At 57.8% G+C, this 12,964-nt stretch carries 13 protein-coding genes; 8 read left to right on the top strand and 5 right to left on the bottom strand.

Going from position 1 to position 12,964, the window contains the following annotated elements; translation table 11 throughout:
- Positions 1-90 precede the first annotated feature (90 nt).
- The 4 genes from rpsD to ACIPR4_RS19155 all read left to right on the top strand — a co-directional run bounded on the left by rpsD (position 91) and on the right by ACIPR4_RS19155 (position 4,128).
- On the top strand, positions 91-711 hold the full coding sequence (rpsD, locus tag ACIPR4_RS19170) for a 30S ribosomal protein S4 (RefSeq protein WP_013570326.1): 621 nt from the start codon (positions 91-93) through the stop codon (positions 709-711).
- 2 nt (positions 712-713) lie between these two features.
- On the top strand, positions 714-944 hold the full coding sequence (locus ACIPR4_RS19165; RefSeq protein ID WP_013570325.1) for a hypothetical protein: 231 nt from the start codon (positions 714-716) through the stop codon (positions 942-944).
- A gap of 222 nt (positions 945-1,166) precedes the next feature.
- Positions 1,167-3,308 carry a radical SAM protein gene (locus ACIPR4_RS19160; RefSeq protein ID WP_013570324.1) on the top strand — a complete coding sequence of 714 codons (2,142 nt, stop codon included), beginning with the start codon at positions 1,167-1,169 and terminating at the stop codon, positions 3,306-3,308.
- 91 nt (positions 3,309-3,399) lie between these two features.
- Positions 3,400-4,128 (top strand): AAA family ATPase, encoded by a 729-nt coding sequence (locus ACIPR4_RS19155; protein WP_013570323.1) that lies wholly within the window; start codon positions 3,400-3,402, stop codon positions 4,126-4,128.
- Positions 4,129-4,148: 20 nt separating this feature from the next.
- Here the strand turns inward: ACIPR4_RS19155 and ACIPR4_RS19150 are convergent, their stop codons facing one another.
- Positions 4,149-4,664 (bottom strand): DinB family protein, encoded by a 516-nt coding sequence (locus tag ACIPR4_RS19150; protein ID WP_013570322.1) that lies wholly within the window; start codon positions 4,662-4,664, stop codon positions 4,149-4,151.
- A gap of 25 nt (positions 4,665-4,689) precedes the next feature.
- Positions 4,690-5,064: a RidA family protein gene (locus tag ACIPR4_RS19145; protein ID WP_013570321.1), complete on the bottom strand. Its 375-nt coding sequence runs from the start codon at positions 5,062-5,064 to the stop codon at positions 4,690-4,692.
- A gap of 125 nt (positions 5,065-5,189) precedes the next feature.
- Between ACIPR4_RS19145 and ACIPR4_RS19140 the strand changes: the two genes are divergently transcribed.
- Positions 5,190-6,011 (top strand): alpha/beta fold hydrolase, encoded by an 822-nt coding sequence (locus tag ACIPR4_RS19140; RefSeq protein WP_013570320.1) that lies wholly within the window; start codon positions 5,190-5,192, stop codon positions 6,009-6,011.
- 250 nt (positions 6,012-6,261) lie between these two features.
- Here ACIPR4_RS19140 and ACIPR4_RS19135 read toward each other — a convergent pair whose 3' ends face one another.
- From ACIPR4_RS19135 to ACIPR4_RS19125, 3 genes are all read right to left on the bottom strand, one after another.
- Entirely contained in the window at positions 6,262-6,915 is a 654-nt protein-coding gene (locus tag ACIPR4_RS19135; RefSeq protein WP_013570319.1) for a M35 family metalloendopeptidase, read from the bottom strand.
- 511 nt (positions 6,916-7,426) lie between these two features.
- Entirely contained in the window at positions 7,427-8,317 is an 891-nt protein-coding gene (locus tag ACIPR4_RS19130; protein ID WP_013570318.1) for a VOC family protein, read from the bottom strand.
- A 98-nt stretch (positions 8,318-8,415) separates the two neighbouring features.
- Positions 8,416-8,943 (bottom strand): DUF1440 domain-containing protein, encoded by a 528-nt coding sequence (locus ACIPR4_RS19125; RefSeq protein ID WP_013570317.1) that lies wholly within the window; start codon positions 8,941-8,943, stop codon positions 8,416-8,418.
- A gap of 129 nt (positions 8,944-9,072) precedes the next feature.
- Between ACIPR4_RS19125 and ACIPR4_RS19120 the strand changes: the two genes are divergently transcribed.
- The 3 genes from ACIPR4_RS19120 to ACIPR4_RS19110 all read left to right on the top strand — a co-directional run bounded on the left by ACIPR4_RS19120 (position 9,073) and on the right by ACIPR4_RS19110 (position 12,963).
- Positions 9,073-10,395, top strand: coding sequence for a Gfo/Idh/MocA family protein (locus ACIPR4_RS19120; protein ID WP_013570316.1), 1,323 nt, complete (start codon positions 9,073-9,075; stop codon positions 10,393-10,395).
- 265 nt (positions 10,396-10,660) lie between these two features.
- The gene (locus ACIPR4_RS19115; protein ID WP_013570315.1) at positions 10,661-11,275 is read left to right on the top strand and encodes a YdeI/OmpD-associated family protein; all 615 of its coding nucleotides are present in this window, start codon (positions 10,661-10,663) and stop codon (positions 11,273-11,275) included.
- Positions 11,269-12,963: a GH39 family glycosyl hydrolase gene (locus ACIPR4_RS19110; protein WP_013570314.1), complete on the top strand. Its 1,695-nt coding sequence runs from the start codon at positions 11,269-11,271 to the stop codon at positions 12,961-12,963. The genes ACIPR4_RS19115 and ACIPR4_RS19110 overlap by 7 nt, the downstream gene beginning before the upstream one ends.
- Position 12,964: the final 1 nt, after the last annotated feature.

The raw sequence follows: 12,964 nt of genomic DNA, 5'->3' as shown, positions 1-12,964 counted from the left end.
GCTGAAAGTTGGTTGAATCTGTATATCGGACTGATCTAGTCTTCATTCAGCGGTGAGGGCCGTGGACTTTCTTCAAGGAGACGCGCCCTCATGAGTGAGCGCAGTAAATTCAAGATTCAACGTGCTTTAGGTATTGAGCTGCCAGGTCTGGGAAAGCCTGGGGCCCTCGAAAAACGCAACTATCCTCCCGGCCAACACGGACAGGCACGCAAAAGCAAACCCACGGAATTTGCGCTGCAGTTAAGAGAGAAGCAAAAACTGCTCTTTCATTACGGTCTGCGTGAAGAGCAGTTGCGCCGGTTTGTACGGGACGCCCGACGACGTTCCACGACGAACTGGGCCGAGACCCTGGTCAGCCTGCTGGAGCGGCGATTGGACAATATTGTCTTCCGGCTCGGCTTTGCCCGCAGCATGGCGGCGGCCCGGCAGCTTGTTTCCCACGGCCACGTGCTGGTAAACGGACGTCCCGTTTCCATCGGCAGCGTCGTGCTGCGATTGGGAGACGCCGTGGGTCTAACCGACTATGCCGCGGGAGAGATGACCGAAGCCTCGCGTTCGGCTCCCAGACTGTCGCTTCCTAGTTACCTGCAGTTTCCAGAACCTTCTGTGAACCACCACGGCGTGATGATGTCGCTGCCGGGGTCGGAGCATATTCCATTCGAGTTCAACATTCGCCAGGTGGCGGAGTACTACGCGAAGCGAGGAGTCTAGCCATGCTGGGAGCGATAACGGAGGAGCGCAAGGTACTTTCTGACCTGCCGGGACTCGGCAGCGTCTCGTTGTGTGCGTGCGGCACAGTGCATCTGGCCGTGGGCGCCGTGACGGTACGAATGGCCCCGGAGGCTTTCGTCCAGATGATGTCGATGTGCCGGGAAGCCCTGCACCTGATCGCCCAGGATCCTTCGTTATGCGAGCCACAGCCGCTTAGTCCTCTAACGCATTGAGCCCATTCGCTTCTCTATGGAACCATTCGCTGCAGGATCTCGCCGTTCGCCACTTCCTGGTTTAGTCCGGGGAGTGGCGGGCGTAGCCTTGGAAACTGTAATCCCGCTGTATTGGATGGATCTGGTTGCCATGCTTTGTTATGGAGCTTCTTCCAGGCGGCGGAATCTAAGGTTGGAGCCTTGCGAACGTGGCAGGTGCCCATCTACTCCTCAGGAGAAGCAATGTCGAAAGTTTCGAAACTAGTAGAGCAGAGCCTCACGCTAACGGCAAAGGCCGGTTGGGCCATCTTTGAAAAGCTGAACAGCATCAGCCCCAACGCAAGCTTTACGCCGCGATGGAGCGATAAGCCCCTTCTGAAGAGCTACCAGAAAGAGAAGCCCCCCCTTGGATGGCCCCGCACGACGGACTCTCTCTGCCCTAAGTGTATCCCCGAGATCCGCCAGCAGATCATCGACGGCAAGCTGCCGCACGAGATCCTTCTAAATGAGAAGGTCGGCGAGATCAAGGCGCAGATCATCGAGCGCGACGGCCAGATCCTGATGGTGAAGGACTGCCCGATTCACGGACATTTTGAAGATCTCATGTCGATCGACGTTGAGATGATGGCGCATCTGGAGAAAGTGTTCCCGGGCCGCGATATCCGCGCTCACAACGACGAGAAGCTGCACAACCACGGCACCTCGACCGTGACGCACGGACGTGGATCGGTTCTGACCATCGATCTGACGAACCGCTGCAACATGATGTGCGATCCCTGCTTCATGGATGCCAACCAGGTCGGTTTCGTTCACGAACTCACGTGGGACGAGATCAAGACCATGCTGGACAACGCGATCCAGATCAAGCCCCGCCGCCAGATGTCGGTACAGTTCTCCGGTGGTGAGCCGACGCTTTCGCCTTACTTCCTCGACGCCGTCGCCTACTCCCGCAAGGTGGGTTACAACTCGGTGCAGGCTGCGACGAACGGTATCGAGTTTGCAAAGTCCAAGGAATTCGCCAAGGCCGCTGCGGAAGCGGGTCTGCGTTATGCCTACCTGCAGTTCGACGGTATCGGCAACGCAGCCAACTCGCATCGCAAGGTTGGAAACGCCTTCGACGTAAAGCTTCAGGCCATCCATAACCTGCACGAGGCTGGCGTCGACATCGTTCCCGTAACGACGATCATCAACGGCATCAACAATGAGCAGGTTGGACGCATCATCGAGTTCGCTCTCGATAACCCCAAGAAGATCAACTTTCTCTCGTTCCAGCCGGTTTCGTTTACCGGCCGTGATGAGGCGGTTTCGGACGAGCGTCGCGCGGCACAGCGTTACACGCTGTCGCATCTCGCGCATGACGTCCGCACGCAGACCGGTCTTGGCGAATCCACCCGCGATTGGTTCCCAATCTCCTTCATGAGCACCTTCTCCGACTGGGCCGATCTGGTGCACGGACCGGATACGGACTGGGGCCAGCTCTCCTGCGGCTGCCATCCGAACTGCGGTATCGGTATGGCGCTGATGATCGACAAGGAAACGAAGGAAGCTGTTCCCGTAACGGCCTTCATCAACGCCGATCGTCTGGCGAAGGATGTAGCCAAGGTGAACGATGCTGCTCGCGGCAAGTTCCTCTCGATCCTCGGTGTTTCGCTGGCCCTGCTGCGCAACTACGATCCTTCCAAGGCTCCGACGCACTTCAAGATCTCCGATCTTCTGCAGAAGTTTGACAAGTGCTTCGGCGCGACCGGCCGCAACTACGGCAAGGTCACGGCGGACCGCACGATGGAAGACATCAAGATGCGTCGCGCCGATCGTTGGAACTTCCTGTTCATCGCAGGCATGTGGTTCCAGGATCTCTTCAACTACGACTTCCGCCGCACGGAGCAGTGCATCATTCCGTACGCGACCCAGGAAGGCGAGATCAGCTTCTGCGCCTACAACACCGGTGTGGGTTGGAGAAACATCATCGAGAAGATGCACATGACCTCCACGCTCACCAAGTGGTACGAGGAGCATGGACGTCATGAGATCTTTGCCGGCGGCAAGAAGGTCGCCATCGAGAAGCAGGAGAAGTATGACCTGGTTCTGAACGATGAGCACGTCAATGCAGCGGCAAACGACACGTTCGAGAAGTCCGGTATTGCGAAGAATGCGCGTGAAGAAAAGGTCATGGCGCGTGACGCAAAGCTGAAGATGGATGCCGAGAACGCTCGTATGGCCAAGCTGTATCGCAAGGAAATCCTCAAGGAGCCTGAGCTTCCCGGTGGTTTCGTTGCCATCGGCGACATCGGTGGTCTGGGTGGCATCACACCCGCTGCTCCGGTGAAGTCGACTGCCCAGGTGGTTACGAGCATCCGCGATGAAGAGACCGTTGCCGGCGACTAAGCATTGCATGCCGCAGACGCGCTTCGCGCAAAACAAAGAAAGAGGCCACCCAACTGGGTGGCCTCTTTCTTTGCGGTTTTAGAATGAACCTGTGCTGAAGACGGTCTCTCTTCTCCCTGAGCGCGTGTCGGACTGGAACGAATATCCCTTTTCCGTGCCTGCGATTAACTCGCTGCGAACGCTGGCAATCCGGGAACGTGTCTGCTTTTTTACGGGAGAAAACGGTACCGGCAAATCCACCCTGCTGGAAGCGATTGCCTCGCACTACGGCTTTGGCCGGGAGGGCGGCAACCGGAACTTCCGCAACGACAGTACAGAGAACAACGCAGCTATCGATCCGCTCTCTCGCGCACTTCGGCTCGCCTTCAGTGTGCGCACAGGTGCCGGTTTCTTTCTTCGGGCCGAAAGCTTCTTTAATGTAGCGACGCACATCGACGAGATCGGCGTGGTGAGTTCCTATGGCGGAACAAGTTTGCATCGACAGTCTCATGGAGAGAGCTTCTTCACGCTGCTGGAGTACCGCATGCGCGAGAACGGACTCTTTCTCCTGGACGAGCCTGAGGCCGCGCTCTCGCCGCAGCGCCAACTTTCCATGCTCGTCCTGATGCACGATGTGTTGCGCTCGCATGGTTCGGCCCAGTTCATCATCTCCACGCACTCTCCGATCCTGCTTGGCTTTCCCGATGCGCAGATCCTGTCGTTCGACGATGGCGCTATCCGAGAGATTGCGTATGACGAATGTCCACCGGTGCAGATCGTTCGCCGCTTTACGAGCCATAGAAAGAGCTTCCTCGAAGAGCTGCTTCAGGATGAACCGTGATGCGGTAGAAGCTGCGGTCTTTAGCCGAGCCGCTTGATCTGATAGGTGTGGTGGATCATGTGAACGGAGAAGAAGGTGAGAACCTGTGGGAGAGACAGCCACCCCGTTTGAGGGTGTCTGAAGATGCCACCTTTGAGTTGATCTTCTTGTATCGCATCCAATAACTGTGCCAACTCGGTGCGGGTCCGATCCCATCGCTGCACGACTTCCTGATGCAGAAAATTCATGGCGGGAAGAGTGGCATGGGCGGTCGTGGGAACTTTCACTTGTTTCTCAGAGCGGAAGAGGCGTTCGAGCATGTGGAAGTTGACCCTGTCCCTCTTGTCGATGGGTTGAGGATCTTCCATCCCCTGGGGCAGCACGGAGAGGATGAGTGCTTCGGTTTTGCAGAGATGATCGATGACTTCGGTCGCGCACCACGCGTCTTCGCCTGGCTGAAGCGCGAGGCGCTCCGGCGTCCAGTCTGCGATGGAGGCCAAGAGGTTCTTCTTCTGTTGTTCGATCTGGGTGAAGGTAGTTTGGAGTTCTTGGATCATCGAAGGTAATCAGAAGGAAACTGTTCTAGCTTTCCTTCACCGCAACACCCTGCAACTCGAAGCGTGCTCCGAAGAGTAGCGCTCCGCTGCCGATAAAGGCGCGTGGCGGAAGCTGTGTGGTGAAATAGGTGCGGTAGACGGCGTTGAAGCGTTCCCACAAGGAGACATCGCTGCAAAAGATCTGAAGCTGCACGAGGTCGCTCATCTGCATGTCGGCCAAAGCCAGAATGCGTTGCAGGTCCTGCATGAGGCGGTGCGCTTCTTCCTCGATGTCTTCGGGAACGGCGAACTGGCCTTCCAGGAGACCGATGCGACCGGATAGGTAGAGTGTCTTGTTGTCTACGAGGACGGCGTCGGCGAAGGGAAGGTCGGGATTGCTGCTGAGATATTTGCGGCTCATGAAACCAGTTTCTCCGAGTCTATTGTAGGGGAGCGCGCCATCCTGAGACTCGGCTTTTGGCGGACGCTTCCGGTGGCATCTGAATTGGGTGTCATCTCACATCGCAGATGCACAAGGAGAAAACGATGCCTTATATCGAGACGCAGGACGAGTCGGAGATCTATTTCAGTGACTGGGGCGAGGGTGAGCCGGTCGTTTTGATTCATGGATGGCCTTTGGATTCCACCAGTTGGGAGTACCAGGCCAGGTTTCTCGCCGACAACGGCTATCGCGTGATCGCGTATGACCGTCGAGGCTTCGGACGCAGTGAGCGGCCCTATGACGGATATGACTACGACTCGTTGACCTCGGATCTGAATGACCTGTTGGAGGCGCTGGACCTCACCGGCGTGACGCTGGTCGGATTCTCCATGGGTGGCGGCGAGGTAGCACGCTACCTGGGAACGTACGGTTCGGAGCGTGTGGCGAAGGCGGTCTTCGTGGGTGCGGTAACTCCCTTTCTGCTCAAGACGGAGGACAATCCCGGCGGCGTCGATCAGTCCGTCTTCGACGGTGTTCTGGAAGGCCTGCAAAAGGATCGCTTCGCCTTCACGACAGAGTTTGCCAAGGGCTTCTACGGCCGGACGTTGCTGAACCACGGTGTTTCGGACGAAGTTCTCCACTGGCATTTTCTACAGGCGGCGAGCGCCTCTCCGGTGGCGACGATCGAATGCGCGAAGGCGTGGAGCTCAACGGACTTCCGAGAGGATCTGGCGAAGATTGACGTGCCCACGCTAGTCCTTCACGGAACGGGCGATAAGACGGTGCCGATTGACGTCTCCGGACGTCGCACGGCGGCGCTTGTACCCGGTGCGGTGTTGATTGAGTACGAGGGCGAGCCGCATGGATTTACGGCAACCATCCCGGATCAACTGAACGAAGATCTGCTGGCGTTCCTGCGAAGTTAGTTCGTCGCGGACCGGCACGGTGGTGCGTCTTGTGGAGGACAATTATCGTTTCGTGAGCGGTGTGCTGTGGGTAATCCGCTCGGGTATGTGCCGGGCGGATTACCCCGAGCGTCGCGGTTGCCTTCCGACCAACTGGCGGTCAGGCATCGGAGTTTAACGAAGCAATGCCTGAGCTGACAGACCCTGATGCTGAGGGCAACATAGCAGACCGGTATGTCGATACACCCTCTGGCAGCATAGACTACGAATCTCAGAATCTAAGCTTGAATGGTGGCCCCAAAACCGGTGGGGCTAATTGGGGTGCTTCTTCCTTAATTCCACTCGAGAAGTGTTTACTCATTTTCTGATAGAAGATCCGCCAATTGTCGGCGTTCTTATGTCCGTTGGGCAAATCTTTCAAGACACTGTTCAGATGAAACGAAGAATAATGGATATCGTCTGTGTCTAAAGCGAAGTGTGTCGCCTCATGCAACATAACGCCTCTGAGCGTTGTGTCGGAGAAAAGTAAAAATGCCCGCTTTGTGATGCGGATTTTGTGGCCTCCCATCTTCCCCACAGAGGCCCATCCGAAAGCGACCCGCGTTCGCCAGTCCAAGTGTTCCGGTCCGTCCCCCTCGGTATCCCAAACTGGCTTTTTGTATGGAACCGCACCGGAGCCATCAGGAACGTTCAAGAGTGGTGGGATTTGAAGTGCCTGCATAAGATCTTGTATATGCTCGCGAACTTCGGAATTGGTCAGTGGCTTTAGGTATTTCCCAACCTGCCGGTCAAGATACGCTTTCGAGATGAGAGCTTCGCCATGAGGCGCTAATCGCGGGTTGAGAAGATCTTGCATTCTCTGAAGATCACGGCGAATCTTTAGAAGCATGTCATTAATCTTTTGCTCTCGTTGCGCTTTGTTCATTTCTAGTCCTTTAGCAGCTGACCTTTGCAAGTTAGTAAGTCGACTGATGTTCCTGTACTCCAAAACAATAAAAACACATGCTATTAAGTACCGCCGCCGGATTTCCTTAAACACCTTGCGCTCCGGAGTTTGCCCTCATTGGGCGTTTGAATGGTGCATTCGCATGCATCCGAAGGCACCCATGCGATCCTGGGAGACTTCATGCTAATCACGCTGGCACAGCGAACCCCTTCGTAGCTCACCTGCGGCATTCTTTAGATAACGCGCCTCTTCTCCTACGCGTCCAAGAGCCACGTCTAGAGTGGAGTGCAAAGCTGTTACTCATTTATAAGAACACTGACCCGCCTCAGATATTCCTTCTGAGGGAAATGAATTGCCGTCTCATTGTGCTTAATTTGCCTGCAATACAGTGACTGCTCTTCAGCTCGATCCAGTTTCCACCGGTGCGCCATACATCGCGTTCTTTGCGATGCATGGCGCCGTGAGCAGCCATCAGCGGAAGGGCAAACAGCTAATCGAGTGCAGGTGGTGGCGGAGGTGCCGTTGAAGAGGGCGTTGGCTTGCCAGTAATCGTGACCGGCTCCATCAGTTCGACGCGGGTGCCGTCAGGATCGAAGAGGTTGAGTTGGCGCTTCTGGTTGACGCCGGTGCGGATCTCCATGGGACGTGTGTAACCCTTCACCGCAGCACTGGCCTTCAACTTAGTGAGGGAAGCGTGAATATCCGGTACGGAGAGCGCGACGTGGTTGCTGCTTCCCCAGGTATCGGGGGTCGCGGGCGCGCGATAAAGCATCAGCTCGATGTAGTCGGCGCCGTCGGGCACCTGCAGGTTGATCCAGCTGAGGTCCTGTTTGGCGGGCGGGGTGCCGCGCCAGGTCTCGCGAAAGCCGAAGATGCGGCTGTAGAAGTCTATCGATTTCGCCGTGTTTCCGACGATAAAGCCGACGTGATAGATCGCGTCTGAGATGCGGTTGGGGGAGAGCTTTGCGGGCGTTGGGGAAGGTCTGGGCTGGATGAATTCGATTCTCGTGCCATCGGGGTCGATTACTTGCAGGGCGATGCCTGCGGGTTTGCTCGCGATGCCCTGCGCTTTAAGGTAGGCGCGCATCTGGTCGATGTCGTCGACGATGAGGCAGAGGTGGTCGAACTGATTGCGCGGCGTGATCGGTGTTTCAGTGGAGATCTCGATGCGCTCGTGATCGTTGATCTGGAGGGTCGCCTTGGTGGGGTTCGGTTTTCCTACGACTTCATAACCGAGGAGGTCATGCCAGAAGAGAAGGGCTTTGGGCAGATCCGAGACGAAGAAAGCGACGTGGTCGATGCCGGTGATGTGGGGGCGTTGCTGCGCTGCTGCGACGAGAGGGAGGAGAAGGACAGCAGCCAGAAGCTTTGCGGTTCGCATGGGAGGAACTATAGCGGGTGGAATGGGTGGGTGTCGTGCTTCTGGATGCGAACCCATGTCCCAAAAGCGGGACACGGGGCACCCGGTTTTGTCTTGGGCTAAAGGACGGCGCGGACGATTCTGCGGACGAGTTCGGTGGTGGCTCCGTAGACGACGTGTGCGAAGTAGTGGTTCGCGGTGGATCCGGCCTTCTCTTCGGTGATTGGCGGACCGAGTTTGAGCGCAGGCACGGCGATGGCGTCGGCCCCGGTAAAGAGGGCGGTGCCGAAGGTGGTGCCAAAGGCGGAGCGGACGCCGGGGGCGTATTCGGCAAGGCCGCCGTAGAGACCGCCCATGACAGCTCCGAAGGCATAGTGGACGGCAGGGCCGCCCTTTTCTTTCTGGGCATAGGTGAGATGCTGGCCGCCGGTGGCTGTGGCTGTCAGGGCATCGGCCACCTTCATGGTGGAGTCTTCCTCGCCGCTCTGCGCCTGCTGTTCCTGCTGCCAGTTTTCTGCGGGCGTCTGGAGAGACTGCTGCAGCTTTTTGCCGGGGCCAGCGATGAACTCGTTCATGACCCACGAGGCGGCGAGACCACCGGCTACACCTGCGAGGATTCCGCGGAAGAGATGTTTCTCTTTGCTCATGGCTTTCTTCTCCTACTTATAAGAGAGATGCGTGGTGCGGGATTAGAGAAGGGTGGGTGGCGCAGTTTTTTCGGAGAGATCGCCAGAATTCCTTCGAGTCCGCTACAATTCCCGGACACAGGAGACTCCATGACCACCCGTCGCGAATTCTTGAACACCGCCGCCATTGTCGGAGCTGGCGCAGTCGTAGCATCCACCGCCAAAAGCTACGCCCAGATTGTGGGCTCGAACGAGCGAGTGAACTTCGCCGTGGTTGGTCTGAACAGTCGTGCCTACGCGCATCTGTCTTCGCTGAAGGCGAATGCCAAGGACGCCCGCATAACCTATGCGTGCGATGTGGATACGGTCATTCTGGACCGGTTCGCAGGACGCGCGGAGAAGTCGCTGGGCTACTCGGTGACGAAGAACCAGGACTTCCGCAAGGCGCTGGCGTCGAAGGATGTCGACGTGGTGACGATTGCGACCCCGGACCACTGGCATGCGCCGATGGCCATCATGGGGCTGGAAGCGGGCAAGCACGTCTACGTCGAAAAGCCGATGAGCTACGACCCGCACGAAGGCGAGATGTTGATCGCCGCGCAGAAGAAGTATGGCAAGCTGGCGCAGATGGGGTCGCAGCAGAGGTCTTCTCCGCACACGATTGAGATTGCACAGAAGATTAAAGACGGCGTGGTTGGACCGGCTTACTGGGCGAAGACCTGGTACGCGAATCGCCGCAAACCCATCGGCATCGGCAAAGTCGTTCCTGTTCCGGCCACGCTGGACTGGGACCTCTGGCAGGGACCGGCGCCGCGCGAGCCGTACCGCGACAACATGCATCCTTATAACTGGCACTGGCGGTTTACGTGGGGCACGGGCGAGCCACTGAACAACGGAACGCACGAGGTAGATGTTGCGCGCTGGCTGCTGGGCGTGGAGTATCCGACGATGGTGACCGCCGACGGTGGACGCTACGCGGCGAAGGATGACTGGCAGTATGCGGACACGATGAACGTGAGCTTCACCTATCCGGACAAGCTGCTGACGTGGGAGTGCGATTGCATCACGGGCAAAAAGACCTTCGGCCGCGATCGCGGCGTTGCGATTCACGGCCCCAAGGGAACAGTCGTAGTGGATCGCGATGGCTATGAGATCTATGACCTGGGCGACAAGGTGATCGATTCGTTCTCGGTGAAGAAGGAAAAGGGAACGAGCTCGGCGGATCTGGTCGGCGCGGATTCCATGACGGACCTTCACTTCGCGAACATGATCGCCGCGATCCGGACGGGCGTGAAGTTGAACCAGCCGGTGTCGCAGGGCAATGTCGCTGTGACCATGCTGCAGACGAGCAACTATGCGTGGGAGCTTGGACGGCCCGTCCATATGAATCCGGATGGAACCTACAAAAACGATCCAGCGGCGACGGCGAAGCGGAAGCGGACGTATGACAAGGGATTTACGCCTCACCTCTAAACTTTATTCAATTCAAAACCGCCCCGGAGATCTCTTCGGGGCGGTTTTGTTGCTCTCCTTAGCTCTTATCCTTTCTACCTTTGTCATCCCGTAGCGAAGCGGAGGGATCTGCTGTCCCTTTTTGTTTCCTGACGCATCAGGTTCGTGCGCTCCGCGCGACCCCACCCTTCGCGATAAGACTGCGAAAGAATGGGGCACAAGGTTCCTCACGGAAAAAGCAGATTCCTGACTTACACTGCGTCTGCAGGATCTTCTGGAGGGGACGATGGGCGTAAGGAATCCAGTGGTGGATGCGCAGATTGCTTCAGCGGCTCCTTTTGCAAAGCCGATCCTGGAACATCTGCGCGACGTCGCGCACAAGGCGTTGCCGGACGCGGTGGAAGAGATCAAGTGGGGCTTCCCCACGCTTCTCGTGGACGGCAAGATCGTCTGTGGCATGGGGGCGTTCAAGGCGCATTGTGCCTTTCGGATTGCGGGCAGTGAGATCAAGGAGAAGGTGCGTGCCATGGGATACGATCCCGACGGCAGCGCTGGGGCACTGGGAAAGATCACTTCTTTGAAAGACCTACCGTCTGAACGTGCGTTAGTGGCGCTGATCAAGGAAGCTGCGAAGGCACAACTCGCAGCGAAGGCAGCGGGGCCGAAGAAAAGGGCTACGCCGAAGCCGGAGTTGCCGGTGCCGAAGGCGCTGAGCGCGGCGCTCGCGAAGAACAAGACTGCGGCAAAGAACTTTGCCGCGTTTGCGCCGTCGTGCCGAAGCGAGTATTCCGAATGGATTGGCGAAGCGAAGCGGGAAGAGACGCGCGCCAAGCGTGTGGCCGAGGCGATCGGATGGATCGCCGAAGGAAAGAAACGCAACTGGAGGTACGAGAAGTGCTAGAGGCAATGGGTTCGATCCGGAGAGCTGCCGGTTTATTTGCAATGGTCTGCAGCGTGGCTCTTCCGATGGCGGGACAGTCGCCAGTGCGTATTGAGGTAAACCTGGCGAAGTCCGTAGGAACCTACAAGCCGATCTACAGCTGGTTTGGGTATGACGAATCGAACTACACGACCATGCCGCATGGCAAGGAACTGCTGCGCGAGCTGCACGATCTCAGTGCTGTGCCGGTGTATATCCGGGCGCACCATCTGTTGACCTCCGGCAACGGTGTGGCGGAGTTGAAGTGGAGCTCGTCGAACGTCTTCTCGCTCGACGCGCAGGGCAAGCCCGTCTACGACTTTACGATTACGGACCAGACCTTCGATGCGTGGAAGAAGGCGGGCGTGAAGCCGATGGTGGAGTTCGGCTTTATGCCGAAGGACCTCGCGGCGACGGTGAAGGGTGCGGACACGTATCAGGTGCACTATCCGGGCGATGTGCTGGCGGGTTCGGCGAACAATCCTCCCAAGGACTATGCGATGTGGGGCGAACTCGTGCGCCGGTACACAGAGCACCTCGTCCAGCGCTACGGCAGGGCGGAGACGAGCACATGGTACTGGGAGGTCTGGAACGAACCGGACATCAAGTACTGGCATGGCACCGCCGAGGAGTACTGGAAGCTCTACGACTTTACCGTCTCGAATGTGCGTAAGGCGCTCCCCGGAGCGAAGGTGGGCGGACCCGCAAGCACGGGGCCGGGCGGCGAACATGCCATCACGTTTCTCGATAACTTTCTGGAGCACGTGGCGAACGACAAGAGCGCGGCGGATGGTGGACGCATCCCGCTGGACTTCATCTCATTCCATCCCAAGGGAAGTCCGAAGATCGTGGACGGCCGCGTGACGATGGGGATTTCCAGTGAACTCAAGACGACGGAGAACGGCTTCAAGGTGGTAGCGAAGTATCCGCAGTTCGCGAAGCTGCCGATCATCCTCAGCGAGGCCGATCCTGAGGGATGCGCGGCGTGTTCGTCGAAGGTGAATCCGGCAAACAACTATCGAAACGGGACGCTCTATCCGGCCTACACAGCAGCGGCGTATAAGGCACTGTTCGAGCTACAGGATGTGTCCAAGGTGAACCTGCTGGCGATGGTGAGCTGGTCCTTCGAGTTTGAGGACAAGGATTACTTCGAAGGCTTCCGATCTCTGGCAACGAACGGAATCGACAAGCCGGTGCTGAATGTCTTTCGCATGTTCGGCATGATGGCGGGCGACCGCGTCAGCACCACGAGCACGGGCAGCGTGCCCCTGGACGTGATGGTGAAAACAGGGGTGCGCGAGTCTGCGGACGTCGACGCGATGGCTACCAAGTCTGCGCATGAGGCTACCGTTCTGCTCTGGAACTATCACGACGCGGACACGACGGCTGCCGCCGCAACCGCTACTTCGGTGGAGGTGCGCGGTGTGCCTGCGGGTAAGGTGCTGGTGGAGCACTTCCGCATCGACGAGACGCACAGCAACGCCTATACGGTATGGAAGGCGATGGGATCGCCGCAGCATCCGACGGAGGAGCAGATCGCGCGGCTGAAGGAGACCGGGCAGTTGCAGATGCTGGGTTCGCCTGTATGGGTGCAGTCTGAAGGCGGTGTGGTAAAGCTGGAAACGGAGATGCCACGGCAGAGTGTGTCGTTGCTGCGCCTGAGTTGGTGAG

Source organism: Terriglobus saanensis SP1PR4 (assembly GCF_000179915.2).
Taxonomy (GTDB): Bacteria; Acidobacteriota; Terriglobia; order Terriglobales; family Acidobacteriaceae; genus Terriglobus; species Terriglobus saanensis.
Note: the sequence above shows the minus strand (reverse complement) of the source record. Positions and strands in the feature narration are given on the sequence as shown.